Origin of the sequence: Planococcus versutus (genome assembly GCF_001186155.3) — a bacterium.
Lineage (GTDB): Bacteria > Bacillota > Bacilli > Bacillales_A > Planococcaceae > Planococcus > Planococcus versutus.
Genome location: NZ_CP016540.2, coordinates 2,518,000 through 2,535,543, shown reverse-complemented (window position 1 = coordinate 2,535,543; position 17,544 = coordinate 2,518,000). Strand labels below are relative to the sequence as shown.

At 42.8% G+C, this 17,544-nt stretch carries 17 protein-coding genes; 12 read left to right on the top strand and 5 right to left on the bottom strand.

The features are described 5' to 3' along the window. Nucleotides 1-376: 376 nt before the first annotated feature. The 5 genes from I858_RS12870 to I858_RS12850 all read right to left on the bottom strand — a co-directional run bounded on the left by I858_RS12870 (nt 377) and on the right by I858_RS12850 (nt 4,008). Complete coding sequence (locus tag I858_RS12870) at nt 377-775, bottom strand: type II toxin-antitoxin system death-on-curing family toxin (RefSeq protein ID WP_049695196.1); 399 nt, start codon at nt 773-775, stop codon at nt 377-379. Then, complete coding sequence (locus I858_RS12865; RefSeq protein WP_049695197.1) at nt 772-1,026, bottom strand: AbrB/MazE/SpoVT family DNA-binding domain-containing protein; 255 nt, start codon at nt 1,024-1,026, stop codon at nt 772-774. The genes I858_RS12870 and I858_RS12865 overlap by 4 nt, the downstream gene beginning before the upstream one ends. A gap of 303 nt (nt 1,027-1,329) precedes the next feature. Further along, nucleotides 1,330-1,701, bottom strand: coding sequence for a hypothetical protein (locus I858_RS12860; protein ID WP_239457163.1), 372 nt, complete (start codon nt 1,699-1,701; stop codon nt 1,330-1,332). Between the two features lie 177 nt (nt 1,702-1,878). Continuing rightward, nucleotides 1,879-2,484 (bottom strand): transposase, encoded by a 606-nt coding sequence (locus I858_RS12855; protein ID WP_065524446.1) that lies wholly within the window; start codon nt 2,482-2,484, stop codon nt 1,879-1,881. Nucleotides 2,485-2,487: 3 nt separating this feature from the next. After that, nucleotides 2,488-4,008 (bottom strand): YifB family Mg chelatase-like AAA ATPase, encoded by a 1,521-nt coding sequence (locus I858_RS12850; RefSeq protein WP_275425625.1) that lies wholly within the window; start codon nt 4,006-4,008, stop codon nt 2,488-2,490. Nucleotides 4,009-4,190: 182 nt separating this feature from the next. Between I858_RS12850 and I858_RS12845 the strand changes: the two genes are divergently transcribed. From I858_RS12845 to I858_RS12785, 12 genes are all read left to right on the top strand, one after another. After that, a complete protein-coding gene (locus I858_RS12845) occupies nt 4,191-4,664 on the top strand; it encodes a ParB N-terminal domain-containing protein (protein ID WP_049694650.1) in 474 nt (157 codons plus the stop codon). A 78-nt stretch (nt 4,665-4,742) separates the two neighbouring features. After that, complete coding sequence (locus tag I858_RS12840; RefSeq protein ID WP_049694651.1) at nt 4,743-5,429, top strand: hypothetical protein; 687 nt, start codon at nt 4,743-4,745, stop codon at nt 5,427-5,429. 1,020 nt (nt 5,430-6,449) lie between these two features. After that, complete coding sequence (locus I858_RS12835; RefSeq protein WP_049694652.1) at nt 6,450-7,499, top strand: 2,3-butanediol dehydrogenase; 1,050 nt, start codon at nt 6,450-6,452, stop codon at nt 7,497-7,499. Between the two features lie 486 nt (nt 7,500-7,985). Then, nucleotides 7,986-8,384, top strand: a complete 399-nt coding sequence (locus I858_RS17065) for a hypothetical protein (RefSeq protein ID WP_065524448.1) — start codon at nt 7,986-7,988, stop codon at nt 8,382-8,384. Between the two features lie 724 nt (nt 8,385-9,108). After that, nucleotides 9,109-9,693 carry a competence protein ComK gene (locus tag I858_RS12820; RefSeq protein ID WP_049694654.1) on the top strand — a complete coding sequence of 195 codons (585 nt, stop codon included), beginning with the start codon at nt 9,109-9,111 and terminating at the stop codon, nt 9,691-9,693. A 476-nt stretch (nt 9,694-10,169) separates the two neighbouring features. Then, the gene (locus I858_RS12815) at nt 10,170-10,445 is read left to right on the top strand and encodes an excalibur calcium-binding domain-containing protein (protein ID WP_049694655.1); all 276 of its coding nucleotides are present in this window, start codon (nt 10,170-10,172) and stop codon (nt 10,443-10,445) included. 157 nt (nt 10,446-10,602) lie between these two features. After that, a complete protein-coding gene (locus tag I858_RS12810) occupies nt 10,603-12,183 on the top strand; it encodes an ATP-binding protein (RefSeq protein WP_049694656.1) in 1,581 nt (526 codons plus the stop codon). 18 nt (nt 12,184-12,201) lie between these two features. After that, entirely contained in the window at nt 12,202-12,870 is a 669-nt protein-coding gene (locus I858_RS12805) for a response regulator (protein WP_049694657.1), read from the top strand. A gap of 126 nt (nt 12,871-12,996) precedes the next feature. Next, complete coding sequence (locus I858_RS12800) at nt 12,997-14,022, top strand: Bug family tripartite tricarboxylate transporter substrate binding protein (protein ID WP_049694658.1); 1,026 nt, start codon at nt 12,997-12,999, stop codon at nt 14,020-14,022. A gap of 83 nt (nt 14,023-14,105) precedes the next feature. Then, nucleotides 14,106-14,552 (top strand): tripartite tricarboxylate transporter TctB family protein, encoded by a 447-nt coding sequence (locus I858_RS12795; RefSeq protein WP_338046062.1) that lies wholly within the window; start codon nt 14,106-14,108, stop codon nt 14,550-14,552. Nucleotides 14,553-14,567: 15 nt separating this feature from the next. After that, on the top strand, nt 14,568-16,076 hold the full coding sequence (locus tag I858_RS12790; protein WP_049694660.1) for a tripartite tricarboxylate transporter permease: 1,509 nt from the start codon (nt 14,568-14,570) through the stop codon (nt 16,074-16,076). Between the two features lie 45 nt (nt 16,077-16,121). Continuing rightward, nucleotides 16,122-17,540 carry a bifunctional 2-methylcitrate dehydratase/aconitate hydratase gene (locus I858_RS12785; protein ID WP_049694661.1) on the top strand — a complete coding sequence of 473 codons (1,419 nt, stop codon included), beginning with the start codon at nt 16,122-16,124 and terminating at the stop codon, nt 17,538-17,540. Nucleotides 17,541-17,544 lie beyond the last annotated feature (4 nt).

The window sequence follows — 17,544 nt, the reverse complement described above, 5'->3', positions numbered from 1 at the left end:
ATTGAGATTAATAAATAGTCATAATTGAACCGTACACAGGGACCACTTGGGAACTGCTGGAAAAAAACGTTCCCTCTTATAAATAAAACCGGATCTGGTGTGTCACCCTGGGTTGGAAACGATGCTTCGAACCTGTACACTAAAATTGAGAAAAAAACGCGCCCCTGTGAACGAAACAATTCAATTTATACAAACAGATTGACTAGAGAAAATACCATCCTCATTGAAATCAATCGATTTCGAAGATGGCATTCGTATATTTATTGAGGTTGATAAATAGTCATAATTGAACCGTGCACAGGGACCATCTGGGAACGGCTGGGAATTCAATGTGTGCACCGATTTTGTTCGGCCGATTGTCTAGCCAAGGGATAACTTATGGTATGAAGGTATTCTGTTCTAATAGTGCAGCAATCTCATCCAGAGAATAGCGATGGTTCACCACATCTACTATGAAATCCTCTTCCACTTGAGGAGACGAAAAACGCATGTGGTAGCCATTGTATCGGAAAAAAACGGCAGTGCACATAAGTGCGGTTCGTTTATTGGCATTGTAAAACGCGTGATTTTGAGCGAGTGATTCCAGCAAAGAAGCCGCTTTCCCATGAACGGAAGGGTAAGCGTCCTCGCCAAACAACGATTGTTGCGGTCTTTTTAACGCGGAATCCAGTAAAGTATGATCTTTCACGCCTGTTTGTTCATCTGCGGAATGTTCCAATATGACTTTATGATTAATGAGAATCGCCATTTCAGCAGTAAGAAAAAAAGGACTCATCGATCAACGAGTCCTTTCAACGCTTTGTGATGAGCTTCCATCTCTTCTTCAAGCAACGTGAAAAAATCGTTGGGGATGCCATCCGGCAACTCAATCATTTGAGGAACCTTTTTAATAATCACCTGATTGCCAACCAATTTAATCTGTACTCTATCGCCTTTTTTTACGTTCAAAGCCTTTAATGTTTCATGTGGAAGCGTCAGACCCAGTGAGTTGCCGATTTGTGTGATACGTCTTTCTGTAACAGTCATTAGAAGTCCTCCTCACATTTTAACTCAATAGTTATAACTAATTCTATTTATTATAACGATATTAACGAATTTTCAGCTCTTTAACAAGCAATTACTCTCAAAATCGCGCCCCTGTGAGTGAGACAATTCACTCTATACAAAGAATTTACATATCGAAAAGGCCATCTTCAGTGAAATCAACAGATTTCGAAGATGGCATTCGTATATTTATTGAGGTTGATAAATAGTCATAATTTAACCGTACACAGGGAGTAAATGGGTGATTTTTTCCAGTAAAGCCATTAGAAGAGCAAATAATCAATGTTACATCAACGGCGGCTCCATATCTTCCACATGCGGATCTTCTTCCGCATTCTGTGCATAAGTCAGGCAATACATGCAATAGGCTGTATTATTTTTCTCAAACGGCTCCGGCAACAATCCCTTCAACAACTCCCGGTCTAAAAAAGCGGGAGCAGGAAGCGTATCGTCCCAATACAGTGGAAACGAACTGTACGGATACAGCTCTAATCGCTCCACCATCGGTTTTTGGGTTTGAATCGGATTGCGGTGGATATAACTACTGACCGTGAGCAGGCCAAGACGTGAATCGACTTCTTTCGCAAAATAGCGTTTTTGATAAATCCGTCCGATGTGGCGATAACGCTCAAAATCGCGCCCCTGTGAGTGAGACAATTCACTCTATACAAAGAATTTACATATCGAAAAGGCCATCTTCAGTGAAATCAACAGATTTCGAAGATGGCATTCGTATATTTATTGAGGTTGATAAATAGTCATAATTTAACCGTACACAGGGAGTAAATGGGTGATTTTTTCCAGTAAAGCCATTAGAAGAGCAAATAATCAATGTTACATCACCGGCGGCTTCATATCTTCCACATGCGGATCTTCTTCCGCATTCTGTGCATAAGTCAGGCAATACATGCAATAGGCTGTATTATTTTTCTCAAACGGCTCCGGCAACAATCCCTTCAACAACTCCCGGTCTAAAAAAGCGGGAGCAGGAAGCGTATCGTCCCAATACAGTGGAAACGAACTGTACGGATACAGCTCTAATCGCTCCACCATCGGTTTTTGGGTTTGAATCGGATTGCGGTGGATATAACTACTGACCGTGAGAAGGCCAAGACGTGAATCGACTTCTTTCGCAAAATAGCGTTTTTGATAAATCCGTCCGATGTGGCGATAACGCTTGGCATAGGACATGGAATACCGGCGATTGACCAGACTCATGATTTTGTGAAGAGGATCACGCTCGGCTTTAATCAACATGTGGTAATGGTTGGTCATAAAACAATAAGCGAGAATCTTAAATGGGTAATCCATATAAATGTGCTGAAAGGCGCGTTTCAGTTCGAACATGTCTTCTTTTGTTTTGAAAATCGGTTGCCGGTTATTGCCGCGCATGATGACATGGTAATAAGAATGAGGATTAAATTCTCGTTTTCGTGTCATGGCTCACCTCATCAGCGAACTGTGGGTATGCGAAGCACTGATTTTCCACTCGAGCGCTTCATCGACCGCCGTGTCCGTGACCTGATCGTCGCCTGCGACGTCCGAAATCGTCCGTGCCAGCCGCAGGATTTTCATCGTGGCACGACTGCTTAGTTTTTCTTGGAAACTGACTGTCTCAATTCGTGCCAGCTGTGCTGTGCTGAAATGGGTCTTTTCTTCAAACAGCTTGATCGGCACAATGGCATTGGTGTAATTGGCCCCGTAACGGATGCGTTGACAAGTACGTGCAGATGCTGTCAGCTTGCGTAGTTCTTCTGACGTAACGGCAGTTGGTTGTGCCAACACACCCTGATTTTTCATCTCCAGCACAAAATCCACCCGGTCGATGATAGGACCGGTGATTTTCTGCATGTACTTCAACCGTGCTTTATCTCCGCACGTGCAATATTTTTCGAGAGAGCCGTAATAACCGCACGGACATGGATTGGTCGCGGCGATTAAGTTGATCGCTGCCGGAAACTGGTCGGATCCTTCCACACGATTGACAACGGCAAACCCGCTTTCGAGGGGCTGACGTAACGTATCAATCACACGACGCGGAAAATGTCCCAACTCATCTAAAAACAGGACTCCCCGGTGCGCCAGCGACATTTCGCCGGGCTTCGGATACCGGCCACCGCCAATAATTGCCCCTTCAGAAGATGAATGATGCGGACTGCGAAAAGGCGGACGTTCTGATAGTGATCGTGCTTGTTTGGCCAACTGGTAAATGCTATAAACTTCTAACATTTCATCATGCGCCAAGTCAGGCAGAATCGTGTGAAAGGCATTCGCGAGTAAGCTTTTCCCGCATCCTGGGGGACCGCTCATCAATACGTGATGACCACCAGCCGCCGCAAGCAACAGCGCGCGCTTCGCCTCGTCGTGACCACGAATTGCAGAGAAACACACGTGAGGAACCCTTTCATGATCTTCGTAAACTATTTCGGGTGCTAATAGCGTGAGGTCTTCATCAAACAAGGAAGGTTTTCCGCTTAAGTGGGAAAGTAAAGAAGGCATGTCCGGCATACGAATCAAGTCAACATCCGCAGCTTGCGCAAAAAGAGAAATTTCAATGGGAGGAATGTAAATGCGTTTAAAGCCGAGCAATATGGCTTGGTGAATCGTTGGAATCATGCTGTGAAACGTGGTCAGTTCACCGTTCAACGTAAGCGCGGCAATAAAACAAGTCTTATCGGGTATGTCGAACGGTTTTTTGGTCATCGCTTGCAACACGGCTAGTAGCATCGCCGCGTCATAAGAAGTGCCTTGCTTTTTCACATCGGCAGGCGACAAGTGAATGGTGATTTTCTTCATATCAATGTCTTTTTTGAGAGCGTGCAAGCAATTCAGAATCCGTTCTTTCGATTCTTTGATCGACGCATCCGGCAAGCCGATGATGATGCATTGTTCTTTGTCTTCTCGCACGGTCGCTTCAACGCGAATGACCTGACCGGTTAATCCGCTCATGCCGACACTGTAAATGTAATTACTTATGAGAATCCCTCTTTTCTTTGGAATAGTTGTTTACTGTTTCAGTATAGTAGAAGATAATGCGGTTGTCTAAATAATCTGAAATTATAGAGAGTAGACTCTGAACAGGTTTATCTGCTCATTTATGAAATATGCTAAAGTGAAATGATTACAGAAAAAATGAGGTGCGCTGCATGAAGAAACTAAAAGAGAATCCGGATTTTATTCCTTGCATAGCAGTTCAAGGCGACGAGATGCTCGGCGGCTTTCCATTCAACTGGCATGTCACTCGTGCCATTGAACGGATTCAAAATAATTTAGAACAAGTCGAACGGTCGGTCGTACAGATTGGTCCACCGGGGATAGGAGCGGATTCATCAAAGTTGGATGAAGAGTTCTTGCCAAAAGCAAACCTCACCCGTCCAATCATCATGGTTCGTATGCGTCCAGAATTTTTCCGATTGATCGACGGCAACCACCGCGTAGCAAAAGCGAGGCGAGAAGGCGTAAAAGAACTGCCGGCCTATTACTTAACGCAAGAACAACACCCCCAGTTTTTCACATCCATGGAGATGAACAAGCGCTACGTGGAGTATTGGAATGGCAAGTTGAAAGATTTTAAGAAAGACAAAGGGCGTTGGGGAGTTGTCGGGGAAGTCCGGGTTTGAGTGGGCGCCTGCGATGGATAGAAAAAGTAGGAAGAAGCAACATACCCTGTTGCCAGTTGATGGGAAAGAGGTGAAACGATGAAGAAGCTGAGCAGTCAGGAAGAGTACGAATGGATTCGTGAAGAAACGGTAGAGATGTTATTGGATAAGCGGCAAGGAATCCGAGTGGAGAACTTCCTGCCCAATCGTTTCACGCATTATTGCAAGATGATCCATCCTTTGTACCGAGATCCACAAATTCAAGATGAACACCTATTATGGAGCGAATGCACACCGAAACAAGCGGAGGCCATTCAACTTGGTGAACGGGTGAGACTTGCAGCGCTTGCTAAAAAGTATGAGGTAGACTGCTCAAAAGAGTTGTCAGCGGCGTCACTGATGCAGAAGTTAAACGCAGTTCCCCGTTATTTGATTACAGGCGATGAAGGGGAAATCGAGCCGGACAGTTTGAACGCCTTGGTTCGGGTGCTGCACCAGTTCAGTGGAAAAGAGAGCTGTTGTTTTTGGTATGAAGGGTTGAAGATGGAGGAGTATGCTGCTGCTTTGTTTCATGGCAAGTTGAGTGAAGTCATGGAGTTGTCAACACGTGCCGGCTTGCGAGGGACGCCGACTTATTGGTGGCCAGCGAATAAAGCGTGGTGTGTTTATACAGACACGGACCTGGATTTTTCCGTGATTGCCGGCAGCCATGAGCTAATTGAAGCTTTAGTGGCAGACGACTTCCTAGAATGCTTCGCGTGTGACGTAGCTACCCTGATGATTTGAATGCGTTGTAATCCTTATAAAATTTAAATTTAAGTCCCTGGGAAAAACATTTCGCGTCCCTGGGGAAGAAAAAATTCTAAACGGTTTTGACAATTCACGACAATTGCATGAAAGAGAAACTCCATTCCTGTGAACAAAAGGTTCTAGGAAATGGAGTTTTGCTATTTATGCAGGAAGTGGAATTGTCATGAATTGTGCGGTTCCCTGGGAGCAGAAAATCTGTTCTTCTTAGATTAATGAGCGAATGAGAAAACGAAATCGATTATAAGGCGAAGCCCGCTGGTGGTTCGGTTTTTCGGTTTGTCGAAGGTCACAGTAAATCGTTCCAGGCGAAAGATGAAGTTTTCGTGCCATGGCGGTGACGGAGTACCCTTCTTTGAATAGTGACTGCACCTGCTGGATTCGCTTCCATCATTTTTCTTCATTCTGTAAAAACTTTCACTGGGCAATCCGAGTCATCACAAAACCATTCGTGAAGAAGGACTTGAAGATGAACATGCCGGTCCGAAACGGGCAAATCATCCACGTTCCGATAGTACCGGCTGTGGGCACGATGCGAAATGTAGTGACAAGAAGGACATCAGGCTGAAGAGGAACGGACTTCGACGATGAAAAATAAGTGTTCCTCGGTCTATTCCTGATAAAGAAGATGAAGGTTTCCATCTAAATGGGAAATCACGTCTGCCATCGGGATACTCATTTCGTTCAACGACCTTTCAGGTTTTTGGTATTTCTATATCCGAAAAGCATTCAAAAAAAGCATCCTCAAAAGAGTGTAAGAACCAATCCAGTTTAGCGTTTACAGCAATTCTCCTACAAGTAAAAACATAAAAAAATCACAGGAAGAGCTTTAAGATAAGGTGTTTTCATTGAATACTGCAAATATTTTTGTCGCTGGTCGAGCATATTCCTGGGATGGTAAAATACATAGTGTTACAATTATCTTGAATTAAATATATTAATGCTACTATTTTACTGAAAGAATAGTGAATCGGATTATAAAAACTGGGAGGTAGGAAAATGAAAGCAGCAGTATGGTATGGAGAAAAAGACATCCGGGTGGAAGAACGTGAACTAAAAGTTTTGCAGGACAATGAAGTAACTGTGCGTGTAGCGTGGGCTGGCATTTGCGGTTCGGATCTGCATGAATATCAGGAAGGTCCTGTTATCATCCCTGTTGAGGAAAATAATGAGTTGACTGGCCAACAGGCTCCTCTCACAATGGGACATGAATTTGCGGGGGTAGTCGAAAAAGTTGGGAAAGACGTGACATCTGTCAAAGAAGGAGACCGTGTTGCGATTAACCCTATGTACACATTCGGCAACAAGCCGGAAGATGTGGATGCCTATGATGGTTTCCAATTCATCGGTTTGGGCTCTGATGGTGGATTTGCCAAGTATGTAAACGCCGGTGAGAGTTTTGTCTATAAATTGCCAGAAGGTATGACATTGCAGGATGGCGCGTTGGTCGAACCGACAGCGGTGGCTGTACAAGCCGTTAAAGAAGGCAATATGCAATTTGGTGACACCGTCGCAGTATTCGGTGCAGGTCCGATTGGTTTGCTTACCATTATTGCTGCTAAAGCGGCTGGCGCAAGCAAAATCTTCTCATTCGATCTGTCTGAAGAGCGCTTGCAAAAAGCCAAAGAACTGGGAGCTACCCACGTCTTCAATTCAGGCCAGGTGGATCCTGTAGAAGCGTTGAAAAATGTAATCCCTGAAGGTGTGGACGTAACTTTCGAAGTGGCCGGTGTCGCACCGACATTTAAACAGGCTATTGATGTAACGCGTGCACGGGGCACAATGGTCATTGTATCGATTTTTGCACGCCCGATCGAATGGAATCCTATGCAATTGACCAGTACAGGCGTAAAAGTGACATCGTCTATTGCCTACACGCCTACAACATTCCAGCAAACGGTTGATTTGATCGGTACAGGACAGTTGAAACCACAAGGTGTCATCACTTCCCAGATTGAATTGGACGACATCGTGGAAAAAGGGTTCGAAGCACTGACTAATGACAAATCCCAATCAAAAATTCTCGTTGAATTAAGCGGGGAAATGTAATTTTATAAGTGAGAGGCATCCGGACACCCGGAAATCGCGCCCCTGTGAATCGCGCCCCTGTGAGCGAAACAACTCAATTATACAAACAGATTGAATAGAGAAAATACCATCTTCAGTGAAATCAATAGATTTCGAAGGTGGTATTTGTATATTTAGTGAGATTGATAAATAGTCATAATTGAACCGTACACAGGGGCCATCTGGAGAATATTTTCCATAAACCGCGTCCCTGTATGCGAAACAATTCTACCCATACAAAAAAATATATAAAGAAAATGCCACCTTCAGTGAAATCAATCGATTTCGAAACTGGCTTTTGTTTATTTATGGAGAAGGATAAATAGTCATAACTGAGCCATACACAGGTAACAATTGGATAATACATGCAATAGGCTATATTGTTTTTCTCAAACGGCTCTGGCAGCAAGCCCCGCAACAACTCCCGGTCTAAAAAAGCGGGAGCAGGAAGCGTATCGTCCCAATACAGTGGAAACGAAATATACGGATACAGCTCCAATCGCTCGACCATCGGTTTTTGGTTTGAATCGGATTGCGTTGAATATAGCTGCTGACAGTCAGCAATCCAAGCCGCGAATCGACTTCTTTAGCAAAATAGCGTTTCTGGTAAATCTGTCCGACATGCCCATACCGTTCATGAAGAAACTAAAAGAGAATCCGGACTTCATTCCTTACATAGCAGTTGAAGGGGACGAGATGCTTGGTGGCTTTCCGTTCAACTGGCATGTCACACGGGCCACTGAATGGATTCAAGCAAATCTAGAGATCAAGTTGAACGATTTTAAGAAAGACAAAGGCCGCTGGGGAGTTGCCCGAGAAGTCCAGGTGTCAGTGGGTGAAAGCGGATGGAATGTAGCATGGTTGTAAGAGATGGTGTCTCAGGAAAGGAAGAGTTTTATACGATTGTGAATTATGCAGTTCGCTGGGAGTAAGAAACAAAATGGAGACGAAATAACAGAGAAGGCCCTTCCGATGAAAATCGGAAGGGCCTTCTCTGTTTGATCAACGAAAGATGATGGCGATTGTTGAGCGGAAAAGCACCTTATTTTATTCGATTAAAAGAAAATCTGTAAAGATGTAAGTGAAAAACCGAGTATATGCAACAAATAGTAAAATAGCACCAAAAAGTTATTAAAAAAGTATTTAAAATAGTTAGACTTTTTAATGGGTATAAATATATAATAAATTGAGTGGCAAATAGGAAGAAAGGCATGTTAGCGGAATGGAGTAGGAACGACCATCAAAAGATCTAGCTATAGTCAGTTGGGTAAGAGAAATTATCCACACAACTTTGTTTTTCGATGCTGCGAGAAGGTAGACGAAGGTTTTACGGAAAAACAGACCATCGTTCATTAGCCGATCGGCGTCTGTATTTCATCCAGCAAGACAACCACATGACAACCATGCTTGGCTGCAACTCGAAGGAGGTGAGGAAGATGTGAAGAAAAGAGTAACGTCAATAGAAAACCCCCGGGTGTGACAGTCTGGACAACGGTCACCCGAGGGAGAATAGCTGGAGTATACCAACTACTTGTTAGTATACTCCAAAAGACTTTAAACTTTAAGGGTTAAATTAAAAGGAGGACTACAAGTGAGACAGAGAACAACTAAAAACAGTGAAATGAAAGCCGAGTATGCCATCAGTTCCGAGACGATTGTCATCTTGCCGGATTTTGATGAAAATGGATTTTTGAACGCATTGATTTGCAAGAAAGATGGAATTACGCAGGCTGGCTTGAGTCCTTTCAACTTGATCGACACCAATTTACGGTTTCGCGGTTCTAGCATGAGAGGGGCATTGGATGGAGCTCGGACTCTCTTGGATAAAGCGTACATGAACCCAGTGATTCTCGATAATGAACGCGACATTATTTTGTTTCCCAGCAAGTCGCCGTTCCGAGAAGACTGTGTTTGGTTGTCGCTCAGGCACGTCAGAACTTACAAGCGTTCAGGAGCTAGCCATACTCGAGTCGAACTGAGCAACGGCAGCACCATTCGCCTCGATGTCAGCTTCCACACGTTCAACAAGAAAATCCAGCGGGCCTACGAACTGCGCTACAAAATGCAAGCGCAAACGATGCGGTTTGAAGGGCAAGTGGTGGAGTCTGGTATTGGGTATCATTTGACGAAAGGGAAAAAAGATTTGAATTATGTAGGTGTGAAAGAAACGTATTAGATCAGGGCAGTTCTTTTTCATTCGATGTCATTCATTGAAATAGAGCTCTAGGTCAAGAATAACGCAAGTGATGCATAGCAATCCTATACAAAAGAAGCTGTATCCGGAGATTCAAAACAGGTAATCATACCCTTTGGACAACACAATTCCGTCTACACAAGAAATTTGCATATCGAACATGCCATCTTCTGTGAAATCAATTGATTTCGAAGATGGCATTTTTATATGTATGATGAGTGGTAATAGTCATTCTATCACCAGCGGCTCTATCTCTAATCGCTTCACGACCGGATTGCAGGGGATGTAATGACTGAACGTATGAAAAATAATAAAAAGCACTGAAAACTACTATATTCAAGAATGTGATTACCTGCTAAACTAAGCTAACTAACAATATTTGGATGAATTAGCTCGGTGGGTGATGGTGTTCAACGAGAGGGTTCAGCGCGAATAATTGGGACGAGGAGGAAATAAAGATGAAAAAAATGGGTGTGGCCATCATGTCGTTGATGGTCGTTATTAGTTTTACCGTTAGCGCAGCCCCAATGCCAACAGATGCGGCAGCAGTAAAAGCAAAAACATATGCCAACTGTACAGCAATCAATAAAGTGTACAAAGGCGGCATTGCCCGCACATCAACCGTAAAAAACAAAGGCGGCAAAACCAAATACAAGCCATTTGTTTCAAAAGCGTTATACGATGCCAACAAAAAAAGCGACCGCGACAAAGATTTGATTGCGTGTGAGCGGTAAGAAAGAATGTTAAAAAAGCCTTCTCAGAAATCCTAGGATTTCTGAGAAGGCTTTTTTGTATCGGTAAGAGAATAGGTCAAATGTTCTAATTATTCTCAAAACGTAAAGTTTCTGTGCTAAAGTTGAAGTATAACTTGTTATGGGAGTTGAGACGAGGATGGCTCGAATTTTATCTCTTCGCACAAAAATTTTGTTGTTTGGTACGTTTGTCATTTTGGTGAGCACCACCATGTATGGCTCGATTTTGGCTTATAAAGAAGTAACCGAAACAAAAGAAGCGATTGGAATACGCGCATTGGAGACGGCAGTGACCATCGCGAATATGCCGAGCATTGTCGATGCCATGGACGATGAGCATCCTGAAGACATCATCCAACCTATTGCCAAGTACATAAGTAGTCAGCTAGAAGCAGAATTTATTGTGGTTGGTAATATGGACAGCATTCGGTATTCTCACCCCAATCCCGCTAAAATCGGCAAAAAAATGGTAGGTGGAGACAACGACCGCGCACTGCTGCATGGTGAAAGCTACGTTTCGGAAGCTACCGGTTCAATGGGACGGAGTTTAAGAGGAAAGGCTCCGATTTATAACAACACAGGCGAACGAATTGGAATTGTTTCGGTCGGGTATATGAGCGACGATATTTACGCCGTGATTTTAAAGAACATCGCTGAACTGGTTCTTTTTGCGTTGTTGGCTTTAATCGTCGGGGTTATCGGCAGTTTTTTACTAGCCAAAAACATTCGAAAAGAAACGATGGGGCTAGAACCGAGAGAAATTGCGGCGTTGTTTCGCGATCGCGAAGCGCTATTGGCTTCTATTATTGAAGGCGTGGTGGCGATTGACCAAGATGGCAGAATCACGTCGATGAACCAATCGGCACAAGCCATGTTGAATTTAGATGAACTCCCGTTAAATGCCCATATTGATGAAGTGCTGCCTGATTCTAAAATGAGAGAGTTTTTTAAAGCGGGACCTGCTGTTCGAAACGAGGAAATGCTTTTAGAAAACAAAGTGCTGATTTTAAACCGCACCTTTATTTATGGAGAAGACGATGAAGTTGTCGGCATTGTTTCTACGTTTCGTGATAAAACAGATATTCAAGAAATGCTTCGTGCACTATCCGAAATACAACAATACTCTGAGAGCTTGCGTGCACAAACGCATGAATACACAAATAAGTTATACGCTGTGTCGGGTTTACTTGAATTAGGGCAGACTGAAGAAGCCATTGATTTGCTGCAAATGGAAAAACGAACGCACAAAGTAAAAACCGAGCACATGCTTGAACAAATACACGATAAGAAAGTACAAGCCATCTTGCTCGGTAAAATGGGCAAAGCGTCAGAACAAAAAGTGGAGTTTTCAATTGATGCAAACAGCTCATTAACTTCATTGCCTGCGCATATTGATATTTTGAAGATTATTAACATTTTAGGGAATTTAATCGACAATGCCATTGAAGAAGTCACAAAGAAAATGACCAAAGAAATTAGTTTTTTTATCACGGATATCGGCAATGATGTAGTCATTGAAGTCGAAGACAACGGCACAGGGTTTTCAGAAGAAGAAATCAATCAATTGTTCGCGATCGGGTTTTCAACCAAGTTAGAGAAAAAAGACAGAGGGTATGGCTTAGCCATTGTGAAACAAGCAGTGGATGATTTAAAAGGCACAATCGAAGTGTATTCCAATCATCAAGACAAAACGGTCTTTACGGTGTTTTTACCAAAATAAACAAAAGGGATTGATTTCATGAATGTATTGATTACGGAAGATGACTTTCGAGTGGCTCATATTCACGAACAATTTCTAGCGGGAATCGATGGCATTACGGTCATTGGAAAAACGTCAACTTGCAAAGAAACGTTGGACTTTGTTGCAACTCAACAACCAAATTTGATTTTACTGGATAATTACATGCCTGATGGGTTAGGCATTGATTTGATCGACAATATACACGCTATTAGTCCGCAAATCGATATTATTTTAGTGTCTGCCGAAAACGAAATGCGTTATTTTGAGAAGGCTTTACGAAAAGGGGTAAAAGGCATCATTATTAAACCCGCAACACGCGAAAATTTTGTCGCAACGATTGAGAATTACGTGGCCAAACAAAAATTATTGGAAAACCGAGAAGTGGTCGACCAAGAAGTCATCGATCAGTTTTTTGGAACACCTTCTACGACGAAGCCGACAGAATTTATAAAAGGCATTGATCCGCTTTCTTTAGAAAAAGTTGAAACCATTTTAAAAACTGAACAAAAAGGCATCACAATAGAAGCAATGGGCAAAAAAATGAAAGCTTCTAGAACGACAGCGAGAAGGTATTTAGAGTATTTGGTGTCTACCGAGAAATGTTATGCCGAACTAGCTTATGGCATTGTGGGAAGACCCGAGCGGCATTATTATTACAAGCGTTAACTCTCGTGAACTTTATGAACAAAATGAACATTACGGCTTTTAAAGTTTCAATTTGAAAGCGTATACATTCAGATTATTCAGAGTTAACATTCTATTTGTAGACAATATAAAAAAGGGGATGGGCGCATGAAGAAGAGATGGCTAATAGGGATGGTCGCATCAGCAGCATTGGTAGTTGCTGGATGTGGCAGCGATGACGCTGCAGATGAAAAAAAGGATGGAGCAGGAAGCGGTGAATCGGGAGCATTTGAACCAACGAGTGCCATTGAAATTGTGGCTCCAGCTGGAGCTGGCGGCGGTTGGGATACAACAGCTCGTGAAGTGGCTCGCGTATTTGGTGAGACCGGCATTGTGGATGAGAAAATGGCAGTTGTAAACAAAGAAGGTGGCGGAGGCGCAATTGCTTGGGCGTATATTCATGAAAAAGACGATAGCCCTTACAATTTGTTTGTTTCGTCACCACCGATTATGTTTGTGCCATTAAATGGCCAATCGGAATACGGACATGAAGACTTTACACCTTTGTCGAACATGATTGCCGATTACGGTGCATTTGCTGTCAATGCAGATAGCGAATGGGAAGACTTGAATGATTTGTTTGAAGATATGAAAGAAGACCCGGAAAACGTGACGATAATTGGCGCTTCTTCACCGGGCAGTATGGATCATATTCAATTTGTTCGAATTGCTAAAGCAGCCGGCGTTGATCCAACAAAAATCAAATACGTATCAGACCAAGAAGGCGGCGCATTGACGGCGTTGTTAAACGGTTCTGTTGATGTCTATTCAACAGGAGTTGCTGAAACGGTTGAACAAGTAAAAGCTGGGAACATTAAAGTTTTGGGCATTACGGCTGAAGAACGGTTAGAAGGAGATGTGCTATCGGATTTCCCGACAGCGATGGAACAAGGCATTGACGAATCGTTCGTTAACTGGCGCGGATTCTTTGGACCCCCGAATATGGAGCCTGCGGCGGTCGAGTATTACGAAGCGAAATTTGAAGAGTTGAGTGGTTCAGATGAATTTGCTGAAGTTCGTAAAAAGTACGGGTGGAACGAAATGTACATGAACGCAGCAGAGTACGAAAAATTCTTAGATGAAGAAAAAGTCGCCATTAAAGAAGTACTGGATGAATTGGGATTAGGAAGCTAAACGAGTAAAACCGGTTTTTGTAAACCGGTTTTACTTTATTAAAGTCTACACGTATCGGAGGCGAACTTATTTTGATGTCGACCATGAATCAACGAATTGGGTTTTTGCTTTTTCTGATTGCAGCGGTTTATTTGTATTTTAGTTTTCAACTACCCAACTATCCTTACACGCCAGTAGACGCAGATGTGATTCCTAAAGGCCTTGGTGTATTGATGCTCATCTTGTCGGTGGCTCTTTACTTTTCACGCGCAAAAGAAACGGCAGAAGAAAAAAAGAAAAGAGACATTCCAACACGCGAATTGCTAGTGATTGCAGCCGTATTTGCGATGATTTTTGTTTACATTTTGCTTTTTGAAGCCATTGGATTTGTTGTCATGACTGCTTTATTTATTTTCTTTAGTTCGTGGTTTTTGGGATATCAAAAGTGGAAAGTCAACATACTGGTTTCGTTATTATTTCCGATCGTTTTGTATGTCATCTTTGTAAATGCGCTTGGCATTTCGTTACCAAGCGGGATATTGCCATTATGAGGGGGGCTTGATTAAATGGATGCTTTTCAAGGTCTACTGGCTGGTTTTCAAGTCGCTTTAAGTTGGGAAGGTATTTTGTTTGTCCTGATCGGTGTTATTGTCGGAACATTAATCGGCATGATGCCAGGACTTGGTCCAATCAGCGCCATTGCGATTATGATTCCAATTACATATGGAATGGATCCAGCACCAGCGCTTGTGATGATGGCTGGTGTCTACTACGGCGCCGTATTTGGAGGATCAACCTCCTCTATTTTACTAAACGCTCCTGGCATTTCGGGAACAGTCGCTACTGCTTTTGACGGCTATCCGATGGCTCAACAAGGCAAGGCCGGAAAAGCTTTAGCGATTGCTGCGATTGCTTCTTTCTTTGGCGGGACAGTATCTGTTATTTTGCTGATGATACTGGCGCCGGTTTTATCAAGTGTTGCGATTTCGTTTGGACCTCCTGCTTATTTCGCGCTCATGTTAATGGGACTGACAGCCATTTCAAGTTTATCAGAAGGTTCGACGATCAAAGCGATGATTTCTGCTGTGGCAGGCATCATGGTTGTAACCATCGGAATTGATCCGCAAACAGGAACGCAACGCTTTACGTTTGGCAATATCAATTTATTGGATGGATTTGATTTTCTTATTATTGCGCTTGGCTTATTTGCCATTGCTGAAGTATGTATGTTGATTTTGAACAGAAAAAATTTAAGCTTGAGCGAAGATCAAAAACTCGGAAGCTTAAAGTTAACAAAAGAAGATTTAAAAGAAATGAGCGGCCCCATGACGCGTCAATCAATGGTTGGCTTTATTATTGGGGTGCTACCAGGTGCTGGAGCGACAATTGCTTCGTTTATCAGTTACATTTTCGAAAAACGAATAGCCAAAAATCCTGAAGAATTTGGCAAAGGATCGATCAAAGGCCTTGCTGCTCCTGAAAGTTCCAACAACGCTGCCACAAGCGGTGCGTTTGTTCCATTATTAAGTTTAGGAATTCCAGGTTCAGGAACGACGGCTGTCATGCTAGGTGCATTTCTTGTGCTCGGCGTCCAACCAGGTCCGCTGTTAATGACGGATCGACCTGAAATCTTTTGGGGCATTATCGCCAGTATGTATGTAGGGAATATATTCTTATTGATTCTCAATTTGCCGTTAATCCCGTACTTGGCCAAAATATTGAGTATTCCAAGACCGCTGTTAATCTCTTTAGTGATTATGTTTAGTTTAGTTGGTGTGTATTCGATCAGTTTCAATACGTTTGATTTGTATATGTTGTTAATTTTTGGAGCTTTAGGGTTTGCCATGAGGATTTTCTCTTTTCCAGCACCGCCTTTTATTTTAGCTTTTATTCTAGGAGGCATGATGGAACAGTCATTTAGACAGTCAATGACGATTTCGAATGGCAATTTAAGCATTTTTGTCAATAGCCCACTGCCATTAGCTTTAATCATTGTGTCGCTATTGTCTCTGTTTGTTCCTGTGTTCTTGAACTGGAGAAGTAAGAAAATTGCTTCTAAAAATACGGGTCTGTAGAAAGTGAAAAATAGGTAACGAGTATACTTTGTAGGAGGAAGATAGATGAATAAGCCAGATCAGTTGATCGTCGATATTGCAGATTATGTATTGGATTTTGAAGATTACAGTGAAACTTCTTTAGAAACAGCAAGGTACATTTTGATGGATACTTTAGGCTGTGGGTTTCTAGCGTTGCGTTATCCGGCTTGCACCAAACTACTTGGACCGATTGTGCCAGGCACAGTTGTTCCTAATGGCGCGAGAGTGCCAGGGACTTCTTTTGTACTAGACCCGGTTCAAGCGGCTTTTAATATTGGAGCAACGATTAGATGGCTTGACTATAACGATACGTGGTTAGCTGCTGAGTGGGGCCATCCGTCTGATAACTTGGGTGGCATATTGGCTACAGGAGATTACGTAAGCCGGAAGCGCATAGCAGAAGGAAAAGAGCCATTCACCGTAGAAGATATCTTGAAAGCCACAATTAAAGCGCACGAAATACAAGGGATTTTAGCACTCAATAACAGCATGAACAGAGTCGGAATCGATCATGTCTTTTTCGTGAAAATAGCCACTACTGCAGTGGTAACCGGAATGCTTGGAGGCACCAAACAAGAAATTATCAATGCGTTGACAAATGCTTGGGTCGATAATGGGCCGCTACGGACGTATCGTCATTTTCCAAACGCAGGATCTAGAAAATCGTGGGCTGCAGGAGACGCTACAAGTCGCGGCGTTCGACTGGCGTTCATGGCTTTAAAAGGCGAAATGGGCTATCCAACTGTTCTCTCAACTCCAAGATGGGGATTCCAAGACGTTGTGTATGGAGGCAAAGAATTTACATTAGAACGACCGTTTGGTTGTTATGTGATGGAAAACATCTTGATTAAAATTTCGTTCCCAGCAGAATTTCACGCACAAACAGCAGCAGAATGCGCGGTTGCTCTTTATCCAGACATCAAAGATAAATGGGACGACATTGAACGAATTGAAATCACCACTCATGAATCAGCCATTCGCATTATAGACAAAAAAGGACCGCTGCATAACCCAGCTGACCGCGATCATTCGCTGCAATACATCACGGCGATTGGACTGATCTACGGCGACGTGGTAGCAGATCATTACGAAGAAGAAACAGCTAAAAACCCTATGATTGATAAATTGCGAGATAAAATGCATGTAGTAGAAGATAAATCCTATACAGAAGATTACATGAATCCAGATAAACGTTCGATTGCCAATGCGGTTCAAGTATTCTTTACCGATGGCAGTAACACAGAAAAAATTGCAGTAGAATACCCAATTGGCCATAAATTCAGAAGAGAAGAAGCTATACCGAAATTGAAAGAAAAGTTCCAAGCGAATTTAGCAACGGTTTTCGCTGATAAACAAGCCACTGAAATTTACGAGCTTTGCAATCAAGAAGACAAGTTAAACAACATGAGCATAGCTGAATTTATGGGGAAAATGACCGTCTAGGAGG